Here is a 24140-nt window from a genome sequence, read left to right as displayed (position 1 = left end):
TCTATCGGCACGCACACACTCAATTGGTCGCCACCACCTCACCCTCGGTGAGGGGGCGGGGCGCCACTAAAACGTCCTCGACCTGTGGCGGGTACAGAGAGCGAATAACATGCATATTCTCGACCAGGTGGACGCAGCATCGCTGCGTTCAGACATCCCGGAGTTCCGCGCCGGCGACACCGTCAAGGTCCACGTCAACATCGTTGAAGGCGCGCGTTCGCGTGTCCAGGTCTACCAGGGCGTCGTCATCGGCCGCTCCGGCGAAGGCGTTCGCGAGACCTTCTGCGTCCGTAAGGTCAGCTTCCAGGTCGGCGTCGAGCGTACCTTCCCGGTGCACTCCCCGGTGATCGACCACATCGAGGTCGTCACCCGCGGTGACGTGCGTCGCGCGAAGCTGTACTACCTGCGGGGGCTCCGCGGCAAGAAGGCCAAGATCAAGGAAAAGCGCGACTAAGCAGCGCCAGTCGCGGCGCGCTCGGGCAACTCCCTGAGCGTATTCGCAGCCCGCTGGATTTACCCCTGAGCTCCTCCCCGCTAAACTGGGCGAGGAGCTCAGGCGGTTAAATGACAGACAACACTCTGCCCTCGCGATCGCATCGCCTGGAACCAGATTCGTCGCGGAAGAAACGCGGCGTCGCGATATTCATTCGCGACCTTCTCATCATCTTCGTGGTGGCACTGCTCATCTCGTTCCTGATCAAGACGTTCCTCGTGCGCTCGTTCTACATCCCCTCAGGGTCGATGGAGAGCACGCTGCTGGTCAACGACCGCATCATCGTCAACCAGCTGGAGCCCGGCCTGGTGCCCGTCTCCCGCGGTGACGTCGTCGTCTTCCGCGATCCGGGCGGATGGCTGCCGCCGCAGGCGCCCATCGAACAGAACCCGATCGTCGCAGCCCTCGACTGGACCATGTCCGTGGTGGGCCTGTCCGCGCCGGACAGCAATGACCATCTGATCAAACGGATCATCGGCCTCCCCGGAGACCGCGTGGTCTGCTGCAACACTCTGGGTCAAATGAGCGTCAACGACATTCCGCTCAGCGAACCGTACGCACTGCTGCCCGAGGGGCAGACCAACGTGTCCAAGGACGCGTTCGACGTTGTCGTTCCCGAGAATTCCCTGTGGGTGATGGGAGACAATCGCTACGACTCCCTCGACTCCCGCTACCACCCGAACACCCCAGGCAAGGGCTTCGTGCCGATGGACAACGTGGTGGGCCGCGCCCTCGTGATCAGCTGGCCGCTGGACCGGTGGAGCTGGTTGGGCGACTACCCCGAGGTGTTCCGCGGGGTCGAGGACGCCGAGAAGTGACCCTCGTCGGCCTGACCGGACCTCGCCCATGATGATGGCCGTCGTCGAGCCCACCCTCGAGGTGGAGCTGGCGATGCTTGCCGCCGGCGCCAGCTGCGTGATCGGCTGCGACGAGGTCGGCCGCGGTGCCCTCGCCGGTCCCGTCGCCGTTGGCGTGGCCGTGGTGACCGCAGACGTCGGCGCGTTCCCGGTAGGGTTGCGCGACTCGAAGCTCCTGAGCGAACCACGCCGCGAACTGCTCGCGCCCCTCGCCGCTGCCTGGGTGAAGCACAGCGCGGTCGGACTGGCATCGGCGCAGGAGGTCGACGCTGTCGGCATCATCGCTGCGCTCGGCCTGGCCGGCAAACGCGCCCTGGCCCAGCTGCACGCCGACGGCGTCGACATCGTCGGCGGGGTGGTGCTGCTGGACGGCAACGACGACTGGTTGAACAAGGCCCTGGGCACCCCGCTGTCGGTCGTGACCCGCATCAAGGCCGACCAGGACTGCGCATCGGTCTCGGCCGCATCCGTGATCGCCAAAGTGCACCGCGACAAGCTGATGATCGCCGCGGACATCGCCACCCCCGGCTACGGCTGGACGGGCAACAAGGGCTACGGCAGCGCCGCGCACATGAGCGCGATCGGCGAACTGGGCGCGAGCCAGCACCACCGGTTGAGCTGGCTCAAAACTCCGGCCTAGCTTGTGCGCGTAAGATTGTCTCACCATGGAAGAAGAAGAGTTCGAGGACTACGACCGCGAGGTCGAGTTGGCCCTATACCGCGAGTATCGAGACGTTGTGGGGCAGTTCCAGTACGTTGTTGAAACCGAGCGCCGCTTCTACCTCGCGAACGAGGTTGAACTCGTTCGTCGTGACACCGAACACGACTTCTACTTCGAATTGACGATGAAGGATGTCTGGGTCTGGGACGTCTACCGCTCCGACCGTTTTGTGAAGTCGGTGCGGGTGCTGACGTTCAAGGACGTCAACGTGGAGGAGCTGGCCTCGAAGGAGTTCGAGCTGCCTAAGGAACTCGCACTCGACGAGTAACCCGTTCCAGGGGTGCGCCGGCTGCTAGCGTGTGCGGATGAGCGCACGCCACACCCCGTCCCGCGCCGCTGTCGCCGCTGTCGCCGGCACGGCGGCCCGTCACCGCGCCGCACCTGACCCGGTCGATGCCGCCCAGGCCACCGTTGCGGCGGCCCTCGACCTCGCCCCCTTGATCGACGGCCACAACGACTGGGCCTGGGAGTGCCGGGAGAACCGGGGCTATTCCGTCGAGGGCCTGGACGGACATCTCGACACCGATACCGATATCGCCCGGCTCCGTGCCGGCCGTGTGGGCGGCCAGTTCTGGTCGGTGTACGTCGAGGACACCCTGGTCGGTGCCGACGCCGTGCAGGGCACCCTTGAGCAGGTGGACTGGGTCTACCGGCTCGCCGCCCGGTACCCGGAGACCTTCGTGATCGCCACGAGCGCCGCCGGGGTGGAAGGTGCCCGCGCGAGTGGTCGCATCGCCTCGCTGCTGGGCGCCGAGGGCGCGCACTCGCTGAATGATTCACCCGCCGTGTTGCGGATGCTGGCCAGGCTCGGGGTGCGCTATCTCACGCTCACCCACGTGCACAACACCAGCTGGGCCGACTCCGGCACCGACGAACCCGTGCACAACGGCCTGAGCCCGCGCGGTGTGGAATACATCCGGGAGCTCAACCGGTTGGGCATGCTCGTGGACCTCTCGCATGTATCCGCGGCGACGGCGCACGCGGCGCTTGACGTCACTAGTGCCCCGGTGATCTTCAGCCACAGTTCCTGCCACGCCGTGACGGCCCACCCGCGCAACGTGCCTGACGACGTGCTCGCACGCCTGGCAGACAACGGTGGTGTGTTGATGGTGACATTCGTGCCGCAGTTCGTCTCGGCCGCGTATGCCGAGTGGTTCGGCGGCGACAAGAGCGCCCCAGCGCCCCGGGTGACCCTGGCGCAGGTGGCCGACCATGTGGAGCACGCGCGTGACGCGGCCGGCATCCGGCATATCGGACTTGGCGGTGATTTCGACGGCACCGACGAGTTCCCCGAACAGCTCGACGGTGTCGACGGCTATCCGGCTCTGCTGCTTGAGCTGGCCAGGCGCGGTTGGAGTGCCGCCGAGCTGGCCGCCCTGGCCGGCGCCAATGTGCTGCGCGTGCTGCGGGCGACGGATGCCGCATTCGGCGGCGACGACTCGGCGCTGACCCGACTGGTCCGCTGACCCGGCTGAGCTGCTGAGCCGGCGCCCGATCAGGGTGTGCGGGGCTCGCAGATGACCACCGGGATATCCCTGGTGGTCTTCTTCTGGTAGCCGGCATACCCCGAATAGGCACGCACGATCGCCGGCCACATGGCCGCCTTCTCCTCTTCGCTCGCCGTGCGGGCGTGCATCAGACGGGTATGCCCGTTCTCGGTGAGTTCCACGTCGGGCTGGGCGAGAAGGTTGAGATACCAGAAGGGGTTGCGGTCGTCGCCGCCCTTGGAGGCGATCAGCACCACCCGGTCCGGCTCGTGGATGGGGGCGGTGAGCAGCGTGGAACGCCGCTCGCCGGTCTTCCTACCGACGGTGTGCAGCTCTACAACGGGCATCGGCCCGATCTTCCAACCGAGCCGGCCGCGGGAGAGCACCTGCAGCGAACGGTGCGCGGCATTCATGGCTCGCATCGACAGGTCTCTCAGGCGGTCGGATGTCATGGGATCAGCCTACGACCGCGCCCGCGGCCGCCGCCGGTTGACACCCGGACGGGGGCTGGATACCGTCCCCTGCGACAGTGCTGAATCCCGTACCCCAGATGAACTAAGGAGTTTTTCATGTCCGACGAATCCGTCTTCCTCTACCTCGGTGTGTACCCCAACGCGGCAACCGCCGAGTCCGACCTCGAGGTTGTGCGTGAGCTCCACTCCAGCAAGGTGATCGGAACGTACGACGCCGCCGTCGCCACCAAGGAGGCCGACGGCTCGGTGCAGGTGCACCGCAAGACCAGCAAGCACGCCGGGTGGACCGGTGTCGCCGCCGGCGCCGTCGTCGGGTTGTTGTTCCCGCCGGCCATCATCGGTAGCGCGATCGTCGGCGGTGCGGCCGGCAGCGTTGTGGGTCACTTCTGGCGCAGCCTGGACCGCGGTGACATCAAAGAGCTCGGCGAGATGCTCGATTCCGGAGAGGCCGCGCTCATCGTTGTGGGCAAAGACCGTCTTGACGAGGAATTCCGCAAGGCCGGCCTCGTCGCCCAGAAGCACATTCAAAAGGAGCTCAAGGTCGACGCCAAGGAACTCGACAAGGAGCTCGCGCAGGCGTCCAAGGAAATGCAGACCGCGGAGCGCACCGACACGGTCTGAGCGTGACGATCTAAGCGAGACGGTCTCGTCTCCGGCGGCCGTCGAGAGCCCGCTCCTCCACAGGGAGCGGGCTCTCGCATGTGTGCACAGGCTCTGGGGCCGTTCGTCTGGCCGAAGCGGGTCCCCGCACGCTGGACGCGGAGGTGCTCGTGGCACGCAAAGACGAATTGGGCAGGCTGGGCGAAGACTGCGCCGCGGCGTTCCTGGTGGGGGCCGGTTACACCGTGGTGGAGCGCAACTGGCGCTGCCCGCAGGGTGAGATCGACCTGGTCGTGGCCAAGGACGGCGACATCGTCTTCGTCGAGGTGAAGACCCGGTCCGGAACCGGTTACGGGCATCCCTTCGAAGCCATCACAGGGGCCAAGCTGGCCCGGCTGCGTCGGTTGGCAGGCGCCTGGTGCGCGGAATTCGAGCCCAGGGCGCGGAGCATCCGAATCGACGCCGTCGCCGTGATCGCCCGTCCCGGCCTGCCGCCGGTGGTGGAACACCTCGAGGGCGTGTTCTGATGAGCCTGGCCCGCACCCACTCCGTCGCGCTCATCGGCCTCGCCGGGTCACTTGTCGAGGTGGAGGCCGACATCTCCAGCCAGTTGCCGGGGATGAGGCTGATAGGGCTGCCGGATGCGGCCCTGGCCGAGGCCGCCGAACGGGTGCGCGCCGCGGCCAAGAACTCCGGTTGTGCGCTGAACGGCCACAGGCTCACCGTGAACCTCTCACCCGCCGCCCTGCGCAAGCACGGTTCCGGCTTCGACCTGGCCATCGCACTGGCCTGCCTGGCCGCGGACAACGTCGTACCCGCCGCGTCGGTGGGCGCTGTCGTGCACATCGGCGAGCTTGCCCTGGACGGGCGGCTGCGGCCGACACCCGGCATGCTGCCGGCGGTGATCGCGGCGGCGCAGCTGGGCCACCGCACCGTGATGGTGCCGGCCGGCAACGCCGAGGAAGCAGCCCTGGTGCCGGGGATCCGGGTGGTGGGCGTGGCGTCGCTTCGCGACGCCCTGATCTGGCACGGCGCCCGGTTGGAGCCCCAGGAGGTGGAGGTGCTGTGCGCACCGGTCGAGGACGACCCGGCCGGCGAGAACCTCGACCTCATCGACGTGGTCGGCAACGACGAGGCTATCCTCGCCCTCCAGGTGGCCGCGGCCGGCGGCCACCACCTGTTCATGCTCGGACCTCCCGGGGCGGGCAAGACCATGCTCGCCGCCCGCCTGCCCGGCCTGCTGCCCGATCTGGGCCCGGCCGAATCCCTCGAGGTGAGCTCGCTGCGGTCTCTGAGCGGCCGCCCGGTGGGACGCTCGCTGATCACCCGGCCCCCGCTCGAGGCGCCGCACCACACCATCACCGCCGCCGCGATGGTCGGTGGCGGCAGCGGGCAGATCCGGCCCGGTGCCGCGGCACGCGCGTCCCACGGGGTCCTTTTCCTCGACGAGGCGCCGGAGTTCGCGGCCGCCGTGCTGGACGCCCTGCGGCAGCCTCTCGAATCCGGCCGGATCAGCATCCACCGGGCGAACGCGGTCGCCCATTTCCCGGCCAGATTCCAGCTTGTGCTGGCTGCCAACCCCTGCCCGTGCGGTCAATACGGCACCGGTGACCAGGAATGCACCTGCCCGCCGAACTCCCGGCGCCGCTACCTCGCCCGGATCTCCGGCCCGCTGCTGGACCGCATCGACATCCAGCTCACCGTGACCCGGGTGACCGCAGCGCAGTTGCGCATCGCCGCCGACGGCGGCCGGCTGTCCAGCGACGTGGCCAGGCACCGGGTTGCTGCTGCCAGGGCAACCGCCGCGACGCGTCTGGCCGGCACACCGTGGACGCTGAATTCGCAGGTGTCCGGACCCTGGTTGCGCAGCCCCGAGAGACGCCTGGATGCCCCGGTGACGGCGATGCTCGACCGGGCCCTTGAGCGCGGTGGGATCACCATGCGCGGGTACGACCGGATACTGCGGGTGGCATGGTCCGTGGCGGATTTAGCGGGAGTCGCCCGGCCCGGTTCAGACGAAGTAGGGCAGGCACTGTACCTGCGGAAGGGAATGGCATCATGACACTGTTCGGACTCGACGAGGCGGTGGTGACCTCGCTCATCGCGGGAGTACGTCCGGCAGTCGCAGCATCCGGTGAGGTGCAGCCCTCGGATGCGCGGCCCGCTGATGCCCAGCTCGCCGATACGCAGCTCGACCCACGGGAGGCTTTTGCCCGGGCGGCGTGGACCACCATCGCCGAACCCGGGGACGGGGTGGCCGGTGCGGTGGTGGACCTGCTCGGTGCGGCGGCGGCGCTCCGCTCGGTGGTCGAGTCGTGGCCGCCGGACCGGCTGGCCGGCACTCTCACCGACTCCGGTGACGCGTACGAGGCGGGTGACCCGGCCGGGCTCCGCCCGGAGCTGGAGCAGGCCCTAGCCCGGTGGCGACCGCGGTTGTCCTCGACCGAGGTGATCCGGTCGCTCCAACAGGCCCGGCGCACCGGAACGGCCCTGCTCCTGCCGAGCGACCCGCTCTGGCCGGCTCCGGTCAACGACCTGGATAGGCATGCCCCGCTGGCACTGTGGTGGCGGGGCCGATCCGAGGCGCTAGCGGCGCTGGGCCACTCCATCGCCCTGGTCGGTGCACGCGCCGCGACCGGGTACGGCGAACACGTGGCGATGGAGGCCGCGGCCGGGCTCGTCGACCGAGGGCTGGCCATTGTGTCCGGCGCGGCCTACGGCATCGACGGAATGGCGCACCGGTCGGCGTTGGCCAGCAACGGCACGACAGTCGCGTTCCTGGCCGGGGGAGTCGACCGGTTCTACCCCAGTGGGCACGACGCCCTGCTCACCCGCATCGTCGAGGCCGGCGCGGTGCTCTCTGAATTGCCCTGCGGTGCGCCGCCCACCAAGTGGAGATTCCTGCAACGCAACAGGCTGATCGCCGCCGCCAGCGGTGCCACCGTCGTGCTGGAAGCGGGCTGGCGCTCCGGATCGCTCAACACTGCCGGGCACGCGGCGGCGCTGGGCCGCCCGCTGGGCGCCGTGCCCGGACCGGTCACGTCGCCCACCTCGGCCGGCTGCCACCGGCTGCTCAGGGACTACGACGCCATCTGCGTCACCACGGCGGCCGAGATGGCCGAACTCATCGGCGTGGGCGTCGACCTGGAACTCGACCTGACCGGCGCGGTCGGCGGGGACGGTGGGGCGGGGCCACGCGAGCGCACGAGTGACCAGGTGCGGGTGTTCGACGCGCTCAGCGTGCGGGCGCCGCGGGTGCCCGCCGACATCGCCAGGCGGTCCGGTCTCTCGACCGCGGCGGTGCTTGGAGTCCTGGGGGCGCTTGACCTCGAAGGGGCGGTGCGGGAGCGTGCCACCGGCTGGGTGCGGGTGACGTGAGCCACCGGCCCAACTGCGTCCCGTGCGGACAATTGTTACCGGCACGCCGGCCGCAATTGTCCAGAGCGGCACCAGTTTGGGCATCCGGTCATGCCGGGTACGGTCGGTGGATGCGTTTAGGGTGATTCGTGACGGCGCGGCTGGTCAGGCGCGTCACGAGCATCTGCGAATGTGAGGTCAAGCATGACGGGAACAACACCGACCGAGGGGCTGAACACGGCTCTGTCGGGCCCCGCCCAGCAGAGTCCAACCGTACAGATGGGGCAATACCCGTCGGCCTCCCATCTGATTGCCCACCTCAGCGACACGCACTTCCTGGGGGCGGCCGCAGACGGCTCCGGGCGGCTGCTCTACGGCGCCGTGGACACGGACAGCACTGTGCATCGTGCGATGGATCAGCTGGAGGCTTCGGGGCTGGCCATCGACGCCCTCGTTTTCACCGGTGACATCGCCGATCGCGGTGAGCCGGATGCCTACCGCCGGGTGCGCGACATCGTCGAGGCGTCCGCCGAGCGGATGGGCGCCAGGTTGATCTGGGTGATGGGCAACCACGATGAACGTGCGGCGTTTCGCACCGAGCTGCTCCGCGTTGACGGCCACGATGCGCCCGTCGACGGGGTGATCGACGTGAACGGCCTGCGGGTGATCTCCCTGGACACCAGCGTGCCCGGCTACCACCACGGCGAGGTCTCGGCCGAGCAGCTCGCCTGGCTCCGCGAGGTGCTGAGCCAGCCATCCGAGCACGGGTCGCTGCTGGCCTTGCACCACCCGCCGGTACCCACCGCCCTGCCGCTGATGACGATCCTCGAACTCCGCGAACAGCAGGCGCTCGGCGAAGTCCTCCTCGGCAGCGATGTACGAGCGATTCTGGGCGGTCACCTGCACTATGCCACCACCGGGTTGTTCGCCGGGATCCCGGTGTCAGTCGCCGCGGCCACCTGCTACACGATCGACGCGGCCGCTCCGCCGCGTCAGCTCACCGGGCTCGGCGGCGGCCAGTCGATCAATCTCGTGCACGTCTACGCCGACCAGGTGGTGCACTCGAACGTTCCTCTGGGCAGCTTCGACGTGGTCACCAGATTCGACCCTGCCTACCTCGACCGGATGGAGGCGCTCAGCCCCGCGGATCGGCTGGCGGCTTTCTCTCGACACACCGCACCCGCAGCCCGATAGTCACACCCGGAGAATGGTCCGACGAGTGGGCCGCGGGGGAGAGGCACGAATGGCTGGTTTCGCCGAGTCGCTGCGGATATCCCACCCGGGGCGCGAGATGCTGGAGGCATGCACCTCGACCCGGCGATAGATGGCTTCGCCCGCTATCTCGCCGCCGAACGCGGCTTCTCCGCGAACACGGTACGGGCATACTGTGCCGACCTGTCCGGCTTGGCCACCTTCGCCGAGGGACAGGGGGTCGCCACCGTTGACGGGGTGACCCTGGAGCTCCTGCGCGACTGGCTGTGGGAGGGCACCCAGGCGGGCCTGGCACGGGCCACCATCGCCAGGCGCTCCGCGTCGGCCCGCGGGTTCACAGCCTGGCTCACCCGGGACGGCGTACTGCCCAGCGACCCCGCCGTGCGGTTGCGCTCGCCCAAACCCGGTCGCACCCTGCCGCGGGTGATCAACCGCACCCAGATGCAGGAATTGCTGGACAGGCTCGAGGCCGCCGCGACTACCGGCGATCCTGGCGCCGTGCGCGACCTGGCCATCATCGAATTGCTGTACGCGTCGGCCCTGCGGGTCTCGGAACTGGTGGGGCTCGACGTGCGGGACGTCGACCTGTCGCGTCTGACGGTGCGAGTCACCGGCAAGGGCGACAAACAACGCGTGGTGCCGTTCGGGGTGCCTGCGCAGAGCGCCATCGTGCGCTACCTGCAAGCGGCTCGTCCGGCGTTGGCCAGCGCGGGCCCGGCCGGCACGGACGGAGCGGGAGCGGACGGCTCACCCGCACGCCGGGCAGGCGGGGCGGACCCGGCCGCGTTGTTCCTGGGCAGCCAACGGCAACGCCTCGGGGTGAGGGCGGTCTACCGGCTGGTCGCTGCGTTGCTCGAGTCGATGCCGGGAAGCGGCCCTGCCGGTCCGCATGCCCTGCGCCACACCGCGGCAACGCATCTGCTCGACGGCGGTGCCGATCTGCGCGCGGTGCAGGAGATGCTCGGTCACGCCAGCCTCGGCACCACCCAGATCTACACCCACGTCTCGGCGGAGCGCCTGCAGCAGAGCTACAGTCTCGCCCACCCCCGCGCCTGAGCACATCCCCCGCGAACTGTGAGTTAAGCACCGAAATTTCGAGATTTTGAGTGCTTAACTCACGGTTCGCGGGACGCTCACCGGGGCACGGGGCCGGCCGGCGGGAGGGGAAGCAGGACCGCGCGCGCCAGAGCGCCCAGGAACAGCACCGGCGAGATGTACTGGCCGTGGCGACGCACCCCGAAGTGCACACACCGATCCGTGCAGTGTGCACCCGTCGCCACGATGCCGATCACCTGTCCGGCTTGCACCCGATCGCCTTCGCTCACCGTGGCGGTGACCGGCTCGAAGCTCGACAGCAGATCGTTGCCGTGCTGGATGGAGACAACCGGCCTGTCCACGACTGTGCCCACGAACGTCACCACACCGTCGGCGGGGGAGCGAACCGTGTCCCCCTCGCCAGCCACGAGGTCGATGCCGCGGTGGCCGGCCGCATACCGGCCGGCCGGCGCCTCGAAGGACCGCAACACGTCGCACGGTGGTCCGACCGGCCAGGTCCACGCTGCTGCCTGCGCCGGTGCTGCTGCCCAGGCCTGCGCCGCCGCCGCGGGCGTTGCTGTTCTCGCCGCTGCCGCCCCCGCTGGCTTTGTGGCCGCTGGGGCCGTGGCCGCCGTGGCCGCCGTGGTCGAAGCCGCTCGTGCCGCGGGCGGAGCCGGGACGGGGCCGACGGGCGCAGTGGGGCTGACCGCGAGCAGCGACGCCAGTATGGCGCAGGCGGGAAGCGCGACCAGGCGCGGCGGTGCTGGAGCAGAGCGGCGCCGGAATCGGCCGACGGCAGAGCGTGTTGAGGCGAGGGTGCCGGCGAAGCGTCGGGGGCGTCCTGTCACAGTCATGGGATCACCATCCGGCGACGAGCCGGTTGGGAGAGCGCCGGCCGCCAGACTGTGTACAACCAAGACCCGCGGGGACTGTGGAGGACTAACTGGAGGAGTGCCGGCCGGGCAGCAGGCGAGGGAGTGCAGCGCGCTCACGGTGGCCTGCCGGTGGTCAGCGGCAGGGGCCGGCCAGGTGCTAGAGTTCTCAGAGCAGCGCTTTGTGCGCTGACTACGCGTGCCCATTCGGCCAACACACCCATTCGGTCCCGCTTCTTACGAAGTCGGGCGGTTGTGCGCCGGGCACCAGGAGTAGTGATCATCCGATCACGACACAAACCGATAGGCGTTTTCTGCTGTGCAGATTCGTCAGATAAGGAGTACGGCTCATGGCCGTCGTAACCATTCGCCAGCTGCTCGACAGCGGCGTGCACTTCGGGCACCAGACCCGCCGTTGGAACCCGAAGATGAAGCGATTCATCTTCACCGAGCGTTCCGGCATCTACATCATCGACCTGCAGCAGTCGCTCGGGTTCGTTGACAAGGCCTATGACTTCGTCAAGGAGACCGTCGCCCACGGCGGCACCATCCTCTTCGTCGGCACCAAGAAGCAGGCGCAGGAATCGATTTCGGAGCAGGCGACGCGTGTCGGCCAGCCCTACGTCAACCAGCGCTGGCTCGGTGGCCTTCTCACCAACTTCCAGACCGTTTCCAAGCGTCTGGCTCGTATGAAGGAGCTCGAAGAGCTCGACTTCGAGGACACCGCCAAGAGCGGTTTCACGAAGAAGGAAATGCTCATCAAGAAGCGCGAGCTCGTCAAGCTGCACAAGAGCCTCGGCGGAATCCGCAACCTGACCAAGACGCCTTCCGCGCTCTGGGTTGTCGACACCAACAAGGAGCACCTCGCCATCGACGAGGCGCGCAAGCTCGGCATCCCCGTCATCGCGATCCTCGACACCAACTGCGACCCCGACGACGTGCAGTACCCGATCCCGGGCAACGACGACGCCATCCGCTCCGTTGGCCTGCTCACCCGCATCATCGCGGACGCCGCAGCCGAGGGCCTCATCCAGCGTCACCAGAAGCCGGAAGAGGGCGCCGAAGTCGAGCCCCTCGCCGCGTGGGAAGCCGAGCTGCTCGCAGCTCCGGCCGAGACCACCCCGGAGCAGTCCTCCGCTGAGACCGAGAAGGTTGCCGACGCCACCGTCGACGCCGAGCCGGTTGCAGAAGAGGCGCCCGTAGTTGAGACCGAAGCAGCAGAGCCCGCCGCGGCCGAAGCCGCAACCGAAGAGGTTGCAGCCGACGCTCCCGTAGCCGACACCAAGTAAGGACAACAGGTATGGCAAACTTCAACCTCGAATCCGTCAAGATCCTGCGCGAGCGCCTCGGCACCGGCATGGTCGACACCAAGAACGCACTCGTCGAAGCCGATGGCGACATCGAGCGCGCGGTCGAGATCCTGCGTCTCAAGGGTGCAAAGGGCAACGCCAAGCGCGCTGACCGCTCCACCTCTGAGGGCCTCGTCGCCGCCAAGGTGATCGGCAACACCGCGTACCTGCTGGAGCTCGCCTGCGAGACCGACTTCGTCGCCAAGGGCGAGAAGTTCGGCGCTCTCTCCGAGAAGGTTCTGGATGCGGTTTCCGCAGCCGGCGCCACCTCCGTCGAGGAGGCGCTTGCCGCTCCCGCCGACGGACAGACCGTGGGTGAGCTCATCAACGGCGAAGCCGCGATCATCGGCGAGAAGTTCGAACTTCGCCGTGTTGCCGCCGTCACCGGTGACAACTTCGAGATCTACCTGCACAAGACCAGCAAGGACCTGCCCCCGCAGGTCGGCGTTGTCCTGGGCTACACCGGTGAGGATGCCGCGACCGCTCGCAGCATCGCTCAGCACATCTCGTTCGCGAACCCGGAGTACCTGGCTCGCGAAGACGTTCCCGCGGAAGCCGTCGAGGCCGAGCGTCGCATCGTCACCGAGATCAGCGAGAACGAAGGCAAGCCGGCCGCCGCGCTGCCCAAGATCGTTGAAGGTCGCATTCAGGCCTACTTCAAGCAGGTTGCCCTGCTCGAGCAGGACTACGCCAAGGACAACAAGTTGTCCGTCAACAAGGTGCTCGCTGACGCGGGCCTGACCGTCACCGGCTTCGCCCGGTTCAAGGTCGGCGCGTAAGCCCGAAGTAACAGCATGAGACAGAAGGAGATCGGATCGCCTCGGCAATCCGGTCTCCTTCTTCTCTGCCCGCTCGCTGCCACGCTGCAGAGCGGGTAGGGCCCGCCGGTGCTCAACCGGTAGTTTTAGAACCACGATCCATAACGGAAGGACGCTCACGGGCATGTCAGATACGGGTACCAAGCGCAGAGTCCTCCTCAAACTGTCGGGCGAAGCATTCGGGGCGGGCAGCCTCGGTGTCAATCCCGATGTGATCAGCAGCCTGGCCCGGGAAATCGCCGAAGCTGCCAAGAGCGTCGAAATCGCCATCGTCGTGGGCGGCGGCAACTTCTTCCGCGGCGCCGAGTTGTCCCAGCGCGGCATGGACCGCGGCCGGGCCGACTACATGGGCATGTTGGGCACCGTGATGAACGCCCTGGCGCTGCAGGACTTCCTGGAGCAGGCCGGAGCCGAGACCCGCGTGCAGTCCGCCATCGCCATGACCCAGGTCGCCGAGCCGTACATCCCGCGCCGCGCCGAGCGCCACCTCGAGAAGGGCCGGGTTGTCATCTTCGGCGCCGGCGCCGGACTGCCCTACTTCTCCACCGACACCGTGGCCGCCCAGCGCGCCCTCGAGATCGGCGCCGAGGTTGTCCTGGTCGCCAAGAACGGCGTCGACGGCGTCTATTCTGACGACCCGCGCACCAACCCCGACGCACACAAGATCCACAGCATCACCTACCAGGATGCGCTCCAGCGCGGTCTCAAGGTCGTCGACTCGACGGCTTTCAGCCTGTGCATGGACAACAGCATGCCCATGCGGGTGTTCGGGATGGCTCCGCACGGCAACGTGACCGCCGCCATCCTCGGCGCCGAACTGGGAACCCTCGTCTCCAACTAGGATTATTGAAGCCACCGAAGAAGGAGTCACCGTGATTACGGATGTCCTGACCGACACCACCCAGCGCATGGACAAGGCCGTCGAGGCCGCGAAGGAAGACTTCGCCACCGTGCGAACCGGCCGTGCGAACCCCCAGATGTTCCAGAAGATTCTGGTCGACTACTACGGCACGCCGACGCCGCTCGGCCAGCTCGCCTCGCTGCAGAACCAGGAGGCCCGCACGCTCCTGATCACCCCGTACGACAAGAGCGCCCTGCGCGACATCGAGAACGCCATCCGGGACACCCCGAACCTCGGCGCGAACCTCGGCAACGACGGCATCGTCATCCGGGCATCCCTGCCCGAGTTGACGAACGACCGCCGCAAGGAATACGTCAAGATCGTCAAGACCAAGGGCGAGGACTCCAAGGTTTCGGTGCGCAACCTGCGCCGCAAGGCCAAGGACGAACTCGACGCGCTCAAGAGCGAGGTCGGCGACGACGACGTGGCCCGCGCCGAGAAGGAACTCGAGCAGATCACGAAGACTCACATCGACGCGATCGACGAGGCCCTCAAGCGCAAGGAAGCCGAACTCCTCGCCATCTAGGGGAGACCAGCCGATGACGGACGATCCAGGGCCCACCAAGCCACCCCAACGGGGTCGCGGCACCGGCCGCGCAGAGTTCCGGGCGCAGGTGCAGTCCACCAAGGCTGACATCGAACGCCAGGTACAGGCCACCAGGGCGCAGCTGGATGCGACGAACGAACGTATCGAAGCGCGCACAGGTCGGAACCTGATTCTGGCGACCCTGATCGGCCTGGGTCTCGGCGGTCTGATGTTGGTGAGCCTGATCTTCATCAAGTCGCTGTTCATGATCCTGGCGGTTGTGGTCGTCGCCTTCACCGCCCTCGAATTGGCGGAGGCATTGCGCCGGGCCGGGCGCAACGTTCCCCGGATTCCGGTGATCGTCTCCGCCGTAGCTGTGGTGCCTGCGGCGTTCTACCTGGGCGCAGGCGGGCAATGGCTTGCGATGATGGTCGGCATAGTCTTCATCACGCTCTGGCGCCTGGCCATGCTGATCATGCCCGCGCATCGGGTTCCAGCCCGGATCCTCCTCGGAGATATCGGGGCCGGCTTCCTCATCCAGGTCTACGTCGTCTTCCTCGCCAGTTTCGCGGTCCTCCTGGTAGCCCAACCCGACGGTGAGTGGTGGACCCTGTCCTTCTTGCTCCTGGTGATCTCGGCGGACACCGCCGCGTACGCCTCGGGTCTGTCGTTCGGCAAACACCCGATGGTGCCCACGATCAGCCCCAAGAAGACCTGGGAAGGCTTCGCCGGTGCTGCCCTGGCCACCACGGTGGTCGGCATTCTGCTGGCCGTGTTCATGCTGGACCAGCCCTGGTGGTTCGGGGCGGTCTTCGGCCTTGTGATCCTCGTCGCCGCCACGTTCGGTGACCTCGCCGAGTCGTTGATCAAGCGCGATCTCGGCATCAAGGACATGAGCTCCTGGCTGCCCGGCCACGGCGGATTCCTCGACAGGCTCGACTCGATCCTGCCGTCCGCCGCCGCCGCGTATGCGCTCTACCTGATCTTTGCCTGACCGCGTGGCTTTCGACACGCGGGCGCACGTGGGGCAGAATGAGGCGGTGAGCACTACGTTTCCCCGAACCAGCAAGAAGATGCTCGGCTACAACCTCAAGCAGGTCGAGGAGTTCCTCGAGTCGACACGCCAGGCGTACGACGATGCCGGCGGGACGGACCAGCTCACCGCTCGGGACATCCGGCACACCGCTTTCGCTATGCAGAAGGGCGGCTATTCGCCCTCCCACGTCGATGCGGCCCTCGAGCGCCTCGAGGATGCCTTCGCCCTGCGGGAACGCGAACGCGCTACCACCGAAGCCGGAACGGAGGCCTGGCTCGACGAGGCCCGCCAAACCGCACAGGTGCTCATCAACCGGCTCGGCCGCCCCGCCGGACACCGGTTCAGCCGCACGAGCATCTTCAGCACTGGCTACAACAGGGCAGAGGTGGACCGGCTCGCCACCAAACTGGTCAACTACTTCCAGGATGGCAAGCCAGTCACTGTCGACGACGTGCGCACGGCCGTGTTCCGGCCGCAGCGGGCCGGCTATCGCGAGGCTCAGGTAGACCTGGTCCTCGACAGCGTCGTCGATGTGATGCTCGCCGTTCGGTGACCGACTGCGTGTCGTTACCTGGCTGTTACACGCGAGATGAGTTAGGGTCGAAGAATCGTGGGTAGACATCTGAGTATTTCCGCGCCTGATTCAGGCGCATCGCCGGTGAGTAAACCGGCCACGCAACAACTTCGGGCACCGTTCGCACCCTTCGCACCGTTCGCACCTGTCGCCGTAACGGCGCCGTCCCGGCCGAGCCAGCGCAGCATGCACCGCCCGGCGTCGCGCAGTCACGTCGCGCTGTCGATGTTCGCCTTCACCGCCGCCGCCGCGTTTGTCCTCGTCACCGTGGTCGACCCGTACTCCGGGGCAACGGCGTCCCCCTACTTCCAAGTGCCCGGCGCCGCGTCCGACCGGTACGAGGGCGCGGCCGCCCAGTCCCTGCTCGTGGCCAGCACCGTCGCCAACGCCGTGAGCATCGACGGTTACACCATCAACGAACCCGAGCCGGAACCGGCGCCCGCCCCCGTGGCCGCAGCGTCGTCGTCGTCGTCCGGATCCGCCAGCGCCGCACCGGCCGCCGTCCCCGATCCGGGTTCCGCCCAGGCCTACGCCTACGGCGCTGTTGCGTCCCGCGGCTGGGGCGAAGACCAGTACAGCTGCCTGGTGTCGCTGTGGAACAAGGAGTCCGGCTGGCGGGTCAACGCGGCCAACTCCAGCAGCGGCGCCTACGGCATCCCGCAGGCCCTCCCCGGGTCGAAGATGGCCACGGCAGGATCCGACTGGGAGACAAACGCCGCCACCCAGGTCGAATGGGGCCTGGGCTACATCAGCGGCCGCTACGGCACCCCCTGCGGCGCCTGGGGCCACTCCGTCGACGTCGGCTGGTACTAGGTCACCCACCGGCGGGCCCCACTGGTCCGCACGGGCCAGGGTTAGACTTGCACCATGCCGCGCAGCAATCGCCCCAAGGGCCGCAGAACCGGCACCGGCGAAGACGAGAGCGACGACCTGTCTCGCATGCTCGCAGGATGGCGCCGCACCGAGATGAAACGCGACGGCGTCTGGCACGTTCAACCCATCAGCGCCGCGCAGGCGGCCAAGACCTACCTGTGCCCGGGCTGCCAGCTGGACATCAATCCCGGCGTGGCGCACATCGTCACCTGGCGTGGTGATGGAGTGACCGGCGACGCCGCGGACCTCGCTGCCAGGCGGCACTGGCACTTGCACTGCTGGAAAATCAAGTAACCGCAGCGAATCGCACGCGCACACCCCGACGAGGAGTACCACCATGGCCGGACCAGTCGAGATCCGCGGCGGCATCGACCTGCCCGCAACCCGGGAGCACATCGAGCTGCATACCGAGGACGGCCTCACTCTGGTGGGCGAACTTGCCACGCCGGTGGATCGGCCCGCCGTCGCCACCCTGGTCACACTGCATCCGCTGCCCACCCATGGCGGGTTCATGGACTCGCATATCCTGCGCAAGGCCGCCGGACGCCTGCCGGCACTTGCCGACCTGGCCGTGCTGCGGTTCAACACCCGCGGCACGACCTCGCCGCGGGGCACCAGCGAGGGTAGCTTCGGCCACGGCGATGCCGAACGCGCCGACGTCGCCGCCGCCATGGCCTTCGTAGCGCAGCGCGGACTGCCGGCGCCATGGCTGGTCGGTTGGTCGTTCGGTACCGAACTCGCGATCAAATACGGCCGCGACTACCCGATCCGCGGCGCCATCCTGTTGTCGCCGCCGTTACACAGGGCCACGGATGCCGAACTGGCGGCCTGGGCCGGCGACGAACGCGCACTCGTGGTGCTGGTGCCCGAGCACGACGACTACCTGCGGCCCGACGAGGCCCGCACCCGCTTCGCCAGCGTGCCGGGAGCCCGGCTGATCGCCGTCGACGGCGCGAAGCACCTGTGGGTGGGGGAAAGCCAGACCCGCCGGGTGCTCAACGAGATCGTCGCCGTCGTGAACCCCGCGGCAGCACCGTTGCCCGAGGAATGGCTCGGCGAGCTCTAACCGGCGCCCACGCCCTCGCCGAGGCCGTACTCGCCCCGGCTGCCCGTCGGAGCAGTCAGGGCTCCCTGCCGGGCCTACAGCTCGTTCTGGCGGGGTATCACGACCTGCTTGATGATCATGATCACCGACGCGGCCACGGGGATCGCGATGAGCGCTCCGAGGATGTTGAGCAGCGACCCGCCCGCCAGAGCGGCGACCACGACGACAGCACCGGGAACCGCGACGGCCCGGTTCATGATGTTCGGGCTCAGCACGTACGCCTCGATCTGCATGTACACCAGGTAGTAGATGCCGGCGACGAGCACGGTGAGCCAGGAGCTGCCGATGCCGGGAATCATGCAGGTGGCCACGATGAGGACGGACCCGGTGATGGTTCCGACCAGCGGGATGAGCGAGAACAGGAACGCGATCAGCGCCAGCAGGGCGGGGAACGGGGCGCCGATGATCGACAGGAAGATGAAGCTCAAGACACCGTTGCAGGCCGCGAGGGCACCCTGGCCCACGATGAAGCGGCCCACGGCAGTGGTGATCTGTTCGCTCAGGTCGGCGAAACGTTCCCGCTTGGAGGCAGGAATCAGCTGGTAGGTCGCACGCTTCATAGTGTTCAGTGACGCCGTGAAATACAGGGTCAGGATCAGGATGATGAGGCCGCCAAAGAGCCCGGACACCAGGGCGAATCCGGAGGCGACGATCGTGCCGGTGATCTCGGTGAGATTGCCGCCGAGATATTCGGTCACCGACTTCACAATGGCCTGCACATCCAGGGCAGGGAATTGTTTCTGAACGTCGACGAGGAAGGTCGCCGAGTTCACCGACCTGACCAGGGCAGGGATGCGATCTGACAGATTGGCGATCTGATCGGCAACGATGGGAACGATCGCGAAGACCACGCCGGTCAACCCGCCCAGCACGGCGACCAGCACCGTGAGGATGGCCGCCCACCGGGGGAACTTCTTCTTCTCCAGCCAGGACACCGCGGGGTCGAGGCCGAGGGAGAGGAACAGGGCGGCACCGATATAGGTGATGATGGTCGACAGCGAGATGATCGAATTGATGATCAGCAGGCCCAGACCAACGCCGAGGGTACCCACCAGGCCCAGACGGAAGGCGTTTTGAATTTTCACTGTGTCTCCACTTGCTCGTCCGGGCCGCTGAACTGACTAATCCTGGTCGGCGTTCACTTTCTCCGCCTGGGTCAGGACGCTGCGCAGGCTTTCGAAGTAACCTGCGACCGAGTCGCGCTCAATCCTAATCTGCGCCAAGCGGTCTTCAGCGTCCGTGACGAGTTCGCGCGTGCGTGTCTCGGCGGCGGCGATGAGAGCGGCCGCGCGATCCTCAGCATCACGAACGATGCGCTCGGCGTCATCGTCGGCCTTTGACTTCGCGGACTTGGCCTCGGCGCGGGCGCCGGCGTCCAGTTCTTCGTTCAGAGCCCGCAGCGACACTGTGCGAGCGTTGGTGTCGGCGAGCTGAGCGGAGGAGTCGTCGAGGAACTTCTGCGTCTGGGCGACGGCCGCCTGATGCCGGGCCAGGTGGTCCTGTTCGGCCTCGTCCCTGCGGGCCTTGAGCTCCACCTCGAGGTCGGCGCGAATCTGGTCGATCTCGCGGCGCAGCTTGGCCGCCTCGTGCTCGCCGCGCTTGCGGGTGGCGGTGAGGTGATTGTCCAGGTCGATCCTGGCCTGCTCGCTGTCGGCGTCGAAGTCTGCCTTGGTCTGCTCGAGCTCTCTGGCGAGGTCGGCCCTGGCCTGCTCGACCTCCGCGGCGAGGTCGGCGTGCGCCTTGTCGATGTCGCGGTTCACTGCGGCGCGGTCACGGTCCAGCTCCCGGTCGAGATCCGTATGGGCTTGCTCGCCCTCGATGGCGAGGTCGGCGCGGGCCTGTTCGATCTCCCTGGCCAGGTCGGTGCGGCCCTGTTCGATTTCCACAGACAGGTCGGAGCGGGCCTGTTCGGTCTCGTGAGCCAGGTCGATACGGGCCTGTTCGGTCTCCCTGGCCAGGTCGATGCGATCCTGTTCGGTCTCAGCGGCGAGGTCGATACGGGCCTGTTCGGTCTCCCGGGCGAGGTCGGCTCGCTGCTGGTCCAGCTCGTGGGCGACTTCGGCGCGGGTCAACTCGGTTTCCCGGGTCAGTCCCGCGGCGATCTCGCGTGCCTCTGTGGCTTCGCGCTGGGCGACGACACGCACCTCGGCTGCCTCACGTTCGGCCTCAGACCGGATGGCGGCAACCTCACGCTTGACCGTGGCGCGAAGCTCCGCGGCCTCGGTGGCAACGGCGCCGCGGATCGCGGCGGCCTCGTGCATGGCATCCTGGGTGAGTTGCTCGTGGGTCTCCCTCGCGCGGGTGAGCAGGTCGTCTGCCTCGGCCTCGGCGTCGCTGAGCAGCCGGCTGGCCTTGACGGTGGCGTCGGACACGCTCCGTTCGGCGTGCTCGGAGGCCTGGCGTTTGAGCGCGTCGATCTCGGCGGCCGCGGAGGCGCGCAGTTTCTCGGCGTCGATGTCGGCCTGGGCGATGACCCGGGTGGACTGTTCCTCTGCGACGCGGAGAGTGTTCTCAAGCTTCGTGCCCAGGCCGGAGAAGGTAGGGCTGCCGACCTCTTCGATCTCGGCGTTGAGGTCGTCGATGCGGGCACCGAGGCGTTTGACTTCCTTGGCCGACTCCGTGCTCTGCGCATTGGCTTGGATCAGGTCGCGGCGTAGCCCCTGGATCGCCTTGTCGACCTCGTCCTTGTCGTACCCCCGGAATACCTGGGTGAAGTCAGCTTCGTCGGTCGCCACGTTGTCTCCTCATAGATGGGGCCTGACCCCGCGTGCGGTACATGACGGAGCAGCCCGTGCAATTTTAGTGCCCGCAGCGCGTGCGCCCCATCCCGCCTTCAGGGGAGAGCAACCGCCTGGGCGGCGCCGAATCCGCCTCGGATGCCGCTATTAGGCACCTCTCAGGAGCGTCCACTATCGTAAGACGTCCGTGTCTGTTGCTTCCCGGCCCCGACAAGCGGTGGCAGGCGTTGTGATCTGCAGCCATCGGCAGGCAACACAGGAGGGTTTTACGTGCGTTTCGTCTTTGCCATTCTGGCATTCGTTCTCGCCGCGCTGATGATCGCATTCGGCATCGCGCAGCGAACAGTCTTTCTCGAACCTGCTTCCACGAGCATGAGCACGACCGTCGAGGACGGTTCCGCCTACGCCGTGATCGACGGCAGTGCGCTTGGCGCGTTCCCGGGCAGCCAGACCATCACGGTATCCGGCTCCGACAGTGTCTTCGTCGCGTACGCGCGCACCGCTGACATCCAGGCCTGGATCGGCGGCGACGAGTACTCAGCGGTGAGCCTCGACGCCGACACCAAGAGCCTCGCCGTGACCACGACGACCGGCACCGAGGTCGCGCCCGCCGAGGAAGCCGAGGCAGCACCGCTGCCGACCGACCCCGCCGGTTCCGACCTGTGGCTGGAAGAGGTCACCGGTGAGAAGACCCTGACGACTACGATCAGCGCACCGGAGGGCATCTCGGTGCTCGTGGCGTCCGATGGCACTGCCCCCGCCCCGACCGACATCACCGTGGCCTGGCCGACGGACAACGCGACGCCCTGGGCCGGACCGTTGATCGTCGGGGGAGCGCTCATGGCCCTGATCGGCTTCGTGATCTACCTGCTGGGCCTGCTGCACTTCCGTCGCTCGCGCCGTCCGCGGCGCAACGTGCCGCGCGGTCCGCGGATGCCCCGTCTGCCCCGGGTGCCCCGCCCCAAGACCATCAAGGCCAGCGAGATCACCGGCCCGCGCCGCTCGATCGGCCGGTCCATGATCGCCGTACCCCTGGTACTGGTCACCGGTCTGGCGCTCAGCGGATGCTCGCCGGAGTTCTGGCCGACCGCCGCGCCGGAAAGCACGGGCACCGCGACGGCTACGCCGGCTCCCAGCCCTGAGGACACCGAGGCGCCCGCCGTCGACGAGGCCCCGCAGCCCGCGGTGACCGTGCCGCAGCTCGAGCGCATCGTCGGCGACATCGTCGACCTCACCGCGGAGGCCGACGCCAACCTGGACGCCGACAGCATCGCCACCAGGTTCACCGGCCCGGCCCTCGAGCAGCGGCTGGCCAACTACAAAATCCGCACCGCCGACGCGTCGTTCGCGGCCACCACCGCGCTGCCGGACTCCCCATTGACCCTGACGCTGCCGCAGCAGACCGACACCTGGCCACGCGTGGTCATGACGGTGCTGCAGTCCACCGACGAGGCGTCCGTGCCGACCATGGCCCTCGTGCTCAAGCAGAAGTCACCGCGGGAGAACTACCTCGTGGAGTACGCGGTGCAGCTGGAGGCCTCGGCGAAGGTGCCCGGGGTCGCCCCCGCCACCATCGGCGCCCCGCTCATCGCACCGGACAACAAGTTCATGTCGATGGCGCCGAATGAGGTCGGACCGGCGTACGCCGACATCCTGCTGAACGGCGAGGCCAGCCCCTCGTTCCCGCTCTTCGAAGCGGAGGGCGACACCGCGCGCACCCAGCTGGGCGTGGACTACAAGGCGAAGCAGCTCGCCGAGCTCGAAGACACCGGCACGATGGAGTTCACCAACGCCGCCGGCAGCGGCGAGGTCATCGCCCTTGCGACCAACGACTCCGGCAGTATCGTGGCCGTGAGCGTCAACGAGATCACGACGGTCACCGCCGTGAACGGCAAGGCGACGATCACCCCCAAGGAAGGCCCGAGCAAGGCGCTCTCCGGTATCGAGAAGACGTCAAAGGGCATCCAGAGCACCTACGGCGAGCAGCTCCTGTTCCATGTGCCAGCCGCCAATTCAACCGACAAAATCGTCCTCCTTGGCTTCGCCCAGGGACTGATCAATTCCGTGGAGCTTCCATGACTGTTGTCCCCCCAGCCGGCGCCAACCTGCGCGGCGCCGTCGACCTGTCCTCGCTCGTGAACCGCCCGCCAGCGCCGGCGCCCGGCGTGAGCACAGGCAGCGCGCCGGGCGGCGCCGTCGCCGGCGTGGTCCCGGTGCCGAATCTGGTGCTCGAGGGCACCGACACCAACTTCGCCGAGCTGCTTGAGCTGTCCAAGATCGTGCCGGTCATCGTCGACCTCTGGGCCACCTGGAGCGAGCCGGCCACCCAGCTCACCCCGGTGATCGAGAACCTGATCCGGGAATTCAACGGCCGCTTCGTGCTCGCCACGGTGGATATCGACACGAACCCCCAGCTCGCGCAGGCGTTCCAGGCCACCTCGGTGCCCACGCTCGCCGCCGTCATCAACGGGCAGCCCGTGCAGCTCTTCGACGGGGTGCTGCCCGCAGCCCAGATCCGCGAGGTCCTCGAACGGGTCCTCGAACTCGCCGCCCAGCACGGGGTGACCGGGGTCGCCGAAGCCGCAGAGACGCCGGACGGCCCGCCGGCGGAGCCCGTCGAGCCCGAACTGCCGCCGCACCACCGTGAGGCGTACGAAGCCATCGAGCGCGGCGACTACACAACCGCCATCGACATCTACAAGCTGGCCCTGGCCCGTGACCCCCGCGACGCCATGGCCACAGCCGGCCTGGCCCAGGTGAGCCTGCTCGGACGCCTGCAGGGTAAGACCATCGCCGAGGTGCGTTCAGCGGCTGCCGACGACCCGGCTGACCTCGACGCGCAGCTCCTGGTCGCCGACCTCGACCTGTCCGGCGGGCACATCGAGGACGCCTTCGACAGGCTGCTCGGCCTGTTCCCCGGCCAGGACGCCGCGGGTAAGAATGCGATCCGCCAGCGGATGCTCGAGCTGTTCGAGGTTGTCGGCACCGACGACCCCCGTGTGCCGCCGGCCCGCAAACGCCTCACCGCGCTGCTCTACTAGATACGAGCCCAGGCGCGGCACGCGAAAGCGCCCGTGTGGTCCCCTCAGCGCACTGAGGTGACCACGCGGGCG

26 protein-coding genes are annotated in these 24140 nt (G+C 67.9%); 22 read left to right on the top strand and 4 right to left on the bottom strand.

Annotation, left to right across the window (positions count from 1 at the left end):
* Positions 1-109: 109 nt before the first annotated feature.
* The 5 genes from rplS (at position 110) to E3T61_RS06680 (ending at position 3537) form a co-directional block, all read left to right on the top strand.
* Entirely contained in the window at positions 110-454 is a 345-nt protein-coding gene (gene rplS / locus E3T61_RS06700) for a 50S ribosomal protein L19 (RefSeq protein ID WP_130176403.1), read from the top strand.
* 110 nt (positions 455-564) lie between these two features.
* Positions 565-1311 carry a signal peptidase I gene (gene lepB / locus E3T61_RS06695; RefSeq protein ID WP_134640118.1) on the top strand — a complete coding sequence of 249 codons (747 nt, stop codon included), beginning with the start codon at positions 565-567 and terminating at the stop codon, positions 1309-1311.
* A 34-nt stretch (positions 1312-1345) separates the two neighbouring features.
* Positions 1346-1990 carry a ribonuclease HII gene (locus tag E3T61_RS06690; protein ID WP_134640245.1) on the top strand — a complete coding sequence of 215 codons (645 nt, stop codon included), beginning with the start codon at positions 1346-1348 and terminating at the stop codon, positions 1988-1990.
* A 25-nt stretch (positions 1991-2015) separates the two neighbouring features.
* Complete coding sequence (locus E3T61_RS06685) at positions 2016-2339, top strand: DUF2469 family protein (RefSeq protein ID WP_130176401.1); 324 nt, start codon at positions 2016-2018, stop codon at positions 2337-2339.
* Between the two features lie 37 nt (positions 2340-2376).
* Positions 2377-3537, top strand: coding sequence for a dipeptidase (locus E3T61_RS06680; RefSeq protein ID WP_134640117.1), 1161 nt, complete (start codon positions 2377-2379; stop codon positions 3535-3537).
* 29 nt (positions 3538-3566) lie between these two features.
* Here the strand turns inward: E3T61_RS06680 and E3T61_RS06675 are convergent, their stop codons facing one another.
* Positions 3567-4010 (bottom strand): nitroreductase/quinone reductase family protein, encoded by a 444-nt coding sequence (locus E3T61_RS06675; protein WP_134640116.1) that lies wholly within the window; start codon positions 4008-4010, stop codon positions 3567-3569.
* 117 nt (positions 4011-4127) lie between these two features.
* Here E3T61_RS06675 and E3T61_RS06670 point away from each other — a divergent pair, with 117 nt between their 5' ends.
* From E3T61_RS06670 to E3T61_RS06645, 6 genes are all read left to right on the top strand, one after another.
* Complete coding sequence (locus tag E3T61_RS06670) at positions 4128-4652, top strand: DUF1269 domain-containing protein (protein WP_134640115.1); 525 nt, start codon at positions 4128-4130, stop codon at positions 4650-4652.
* Positions 4653-4801: 149 nt separating this feature from the next.
* The gene (locus E3T61_RS06665) at positions 4802-5158 is read left to right on the top strand and encodes a YraN family protein (RefSeq protein WP_134640114.1); all 357 of its coding nucleotides are present in this window, start codon (positions 4802-4804) and stop codon (positions 5156-5158) included.
* Positions 5158-6693 (top strand): YifB family Mg chelatase-like AAA ATPase, encoded by a 1536-nt coding sequence (locus tag E3T61_RS06660; protein ID WP_134640113.1) that lies wholly within the window; start codon positions 5158-5160, stop codon positions 6691-6693. Before E3T61_RS06665 ends, E3T61_RS06660 begins: the two co-directional genes overlap by 1 nt.
* The gene (gene dprA, locus E3T61_RS06655) at positions 6690-8009 is read left to right on the top strand and encodes a DNA-processing protein DprA (RefSeq protein ID WP_134640112.1); all 1320 of its coding nucleotides are present in this window, start codon (positions 6690-6692) and stop codon (positions 8007-8009) included. Before E3T61_RS06660 ends, dprA begins: the two co-directional genes overlap by 4 nt.
* A 183-nt stretch (positions 8010-8192) precedes the next feature.
* Positions 8193-9182, top strand: coding sequence for a phosphodiesterase (locus tag E3T61_RS06650; RefSeq protein ID WP_134640111.1), 990 nt, complete (start codon positions 8193-8195; stop codon positions 9180-9182).
* A gap of 108 nt (positions 9183-9290) precedes the next feature.
* Positions 9291-10256: a tyrosine recombinase XerC gene (locus E3T61_RS06645; RefSeq protein WP_134640110.1), complete on the top strand. Its 966-nt coding sequence runs from the start codon at positions 9291-9293 to the stop codon at positions 10254-10256.
* Positions 10257-10333: 77 nt separating this feature from the next.
* Here E3T61_RS06645 and E3T61_RS06640 read toward each other — a convergent pair whose 3' ends face one another.
* Positions 10334-11089 (bottom strand): M23 family metallopeptidase, encoded by a 756-nt coding sequence (locus E3T61_RS06640; protein ID WP_134640109.1) that lies wholly within the window; start codon positions 11087-11089, stop codon positions 10334-10336.
* 368 nt (positions 11090-11457) lie between these two features.
* On the opposite strand from E3T61_RS06640, the gene rpsB reads away from it, so the two are divergent.
* The 9 genes from rpsB (at position 11458) to E3T61_RS06595 (ending at position 18250) form a co-directional block, all read left to right on the top strand.
* Positions 11458-12396 (top strand): 30S ribosomal protein S2, encoded by a 939-nt coding sequence (rpsB, locus tag E3T61_RS06635; RefSeq protein WP_134640108.1) that lies wholly within the window; start codon positions 11458-11460, stop codon positions 12394-12396.
* 11 nt (positions 12397-12407) lie between these two features.
* Positions 12408-13235, top strand: coding sequence for a translation elongation factor Ts (gene tsf / locus E3T61_RS06630; protein ID WP_134640107.1), 828 nt, complete (start codon positions 12408-12410; stop codon positions 13233-13235).
* Between the two features lie 163 nt (positions 13236-13398).
* The gene (gene pyrH, locus E3T61_RS06625; protein WP_088456458.1) at positions 13399-14115 is read left to right on the top strand and encodes a UMP kinase; all 717 of its coding nucleotides are present in this window, start codon (positions 13399-13401) and stop codon (positions 14113-14115) included.
* A gap of 31 nt (positions 14116-14146) precedes the next feature.
* On the top strand, positions 14147-14701 hold the full coding sequence (frr, locus tag E3T61_RS06620; protein ID WP_130176391.1) for a ribosome recycling factor: 555 nt from the start codon (positions 14147-14149) through the stop codon (positions 14699-14701).
* 13 nt (positions 14702-14714) lie between these two features.
* Positions 14715-15695, top strand: a complete 981-nt coding sequence (locus E3T61_RS06615; protein WP_134640106.1) for a phosphatidate cytidylyltransferase — start codon at positions 14715-14717, stop codon at positions 15693-15695.
* 46 nt (positions 15696-15741) lie between these two features.
* A complete protein-coding gene (locus E3T61_RS06610; protein WP_134640105.1) occupies positions 15742-16290 on the top strand; it encodes a DivIVA domain-containing protein in 549 nt (182 codons plus the stop codon).
* A 207-nt stretch (positions 16291-16497) separates the two neighbouring features.
* Positions 16498-17124, top strand: a complete 627-nt coding sequence (locus E3T61_RS22140) for an aggregation-promoting factor C-terminal-like domain-containing protein (RefSeq protein WP_194114244.1) — start codon at positions 16498-16500, stop codon at positions 17122-17124.
* Positions 17125-17178: 54 nt separating this feature from the next.
* The gene (locus E3T61_RS06600) at positions 17179-17478 is read left to right on the top strand and encodes a hypothetical protein (RefSeq protein WP_134640104.1); all 300 of its coding nucleotides are present in this window, start codon (positions 17179-17181) and stop codon (positions 17476-17478) included.
* Positions 17479-17521: 43 nt separating this feature from the next.
* Entirely contained in the window at positions 17522-18250 is a 729-nt protein-coding gene (locus tag E3T61_RS06595; RefSeq protein ID WP_134640103.1) for an alpha/beta hydrolase, read from the top strand.
* Positions 18251-18324: 74 nt separating this feature from the next.
* Here E3T61_RS06595 and E3T61_RS06590 read toward each other — a convergent pair whose 3' ends face one another.
* A complete protein-coding gene (locus tag E3T61_RS06590; protein WP_134640102.1) occupies positions 18325-19374 on the bottom strand; it encodes an AI-2E family transporter in 1050 nt (349 codons plus the stop codon).
* Positions 19375-19410: 36 nt separating this feature from the next.
* The gene (locus tag E3T61_RS06585; RefSeq protein ID WP_134640101.1) at positions 19411-21024 is read right to left on the bottom strand and encodes a coiled-coil domain-containing protein; all 1614 of its coding nucleotides are present in this window, start codon (positions 21022-21024) and stop codon (positions 19411-19413) included.
* Positions 21025-21297: 273 nt separating this feature from the next.
* Here E3T61_RS06585 and E3T61_RS06580 point away from each other — a divergent pair, with 273 nt between their 5' ends.
* Both E3T61_RS06580 and E3T61_RS06575 read left to right on the top strand, forming a co-directional pair.
* The gene (locus E3T61_RS06580) at positions 21298-23106 is read left to right on the top strand and encodes a DUF8094 domain-containing protein (RefSeq protein ID WP_134640100.1); all 1809 of its coding nucleotides are present in this window, start codon (positions 21298-21300) and stop codon (positions 23104-23106) included.
* Positions 23103-24068, top strand: a complete 966-nt coding sequence (locus tag E3T61_RS06575; protein ID WP_134640099.1) for a tetratricopeptide repeat protein — start codon at positions 23103-23105, stop codon at positions 24066-24068. The genes E3T61_RS06580 and E3T61_RS06575 overlap by 4 nt, the downstream gene beginning before the upstream one ends.
* Positions 24069-24140 lie beyond the last annotated feature (72 nt).

Source organism: Cryobacterium lactosi, from assembly GCF_004403945.1.
GTDB classification, from domain to species: domain Bacteria; phylum Actinomycetota; class Actinomycetes; order Actinomycetales; family Microbacteriaceae; genus Cryobacterium; species Cryobacterium lactosi.
Note: the sequence above shows the minus strand (reverse complement) of the source record. Positions and strands in the feature narration are given on the sequence as shown.

What these genes read in the sequence shown, in the direction of transcription:
- E3T61_RS06690 (WP_134640245.1), top strand. Translation starts at nt 1,346, where the DNA reads ATGGCCGTCGTCGAGCCCACCCTCGAGGTGGAGCTGGCGATGCTTGCC.
- E3T61_RS06595 (WP_134640103.1), top strand. Translation starts at nt 17,522, where the DNA reads ATGGCCGGACCAGTCGAGATCCGCGGCGGCATCGACCTGCCCGCAACC.
- E3T61_RS06680 (WP_134640117.1), top strand. Translation starts at nt 2,377, where the DNA reads ATGAGCGCACGCCACACCCCGTCCCGCGCCGCTGTCGCCGCTGTCGCC.
- tsf (WP_134640107.1), top strand. Translation starts at nt 12,408, where the DNA reads ATGGCAAACTTCAACCTCGAATCCGTCAAGATCCTGCGCGAGCGCCTC.
- E3T61_RS06650 (WP_134640111.1), top strand. Translation starts at nt 8,193, where the DNA reads ATGACGGGAACAACACCGACCGAGGGGCTGAACACGGCTCTGTCGGGC.
- E3T61_RS06640 (WP_134640109.1), bottom strand. Translation starts at nt 11,089, where the DNA reads ATGACTGTGACAGGACGCCCCCGACGCTTCGCCGGCACCCTCGCCTCA.
- rpsB (WP_134640108.1), top strand. Translation starts at nt 11,458, where the DNA reads ATGGCCGTCGTAACCATTCGCCAGCTGCTCGACAGCGGCGTGCACTTC.
- E3T61_RS06575 (WP_134640099.1), top strand. Translation starts at nt 23,103, where the DNA reads ATGACTGTTGTCCCCCCAGCCGGCGCCAACCTGCGCGGCGCCGTCGAC.
- E3T61_RS06660 (WP_134640113.1), top strand. Translation starts at nt 5,158, where the DNA reads ATGAGCCTGGCCCGCACCCACTCCGTCGCGCTCATCGGCCTCGCCGGG.
- E3T61_RS06670 (WP_134640115.1), top strand. Translation starts at nt 4,128, where the DNA reads ATGTCCGACGAATCCGTCTTCCTCTACCTCGGTGTGTACCCCAACGCG.
- rplS (WP_130176403.1), top strand. Translation starts at nt 110, where the DNA reads ATGCATATTCTCGACCAGGTGGACGCAGCATCGCTGCGTTCAGACATC.
- E3T61_RS06675 (WP_134640116.1), bottom strand. Translation starts at nt 4,010, where the DNA reads ATGACATCCGACCGCCTGAGAGACCTGTCGATGCGAGCCATGAATGCC.
- E3T61_RS06685 (WP_130176401.1), top strand. Translation starts at nt 2,016, where the DNA reads ATGGAAGAAGAAGAGTTCGAGGACTACGACCGCGAGGTCGAGTTGGCC.
- E3T61_RS06615 (WP_134640106.1), top strand. Translation starts at nt 14,715, where the DNA reads ATGACGGACGATCCAGGGCCCACCAAGCCACCCCAACGGGGTCGCGGC.
- lepB (WP_134640118.1), top strand. Translation starts at nt 565, where the DNA reads ATGACAGACAACACTCTGCCCTCGCGATCGCATCGCCTGGAACCAGAT.
- E3T61_RS06645 (WP_134640110.1), top strand. Translation starts at nt 9,291, where the DNA reads ATGCACCTCGACCCGGCGATAGATGGCTTCGCCCGCTATCTCGCCGCC.
- pyrH (WP_088456458.1), top strand. Translation starts at nt 13,399, where the DNA reads ATGTCAGATACGGGTACCAAGCGCAGAGTCCTCCTCAAACTGTCGGGC.
- E3T61_RS06600 (WP_134640104.1), top strand. Translation starts at nt 17,179, where the DNA reads ATGCCGCGCAGCAATCGCCCCAAGGGCCGCAGAACCGGCACCGGCGAA.
- E3T61_RS22140 (WP_194114244.1), top strand. Translation starts at nt 16,498, where the DNA reads ATGCACCGCCCGGCGTCGCGCAGTCACGTCGCGCTGTCGATGTTCGCC.
- dprA (WP_134640112.1), top strand. Translation starts at nt 6,690, where the DNA reads ATGACACTGTTCGGACTCGACGAGGCGGTGGTGACCTCGCTCATCGCG.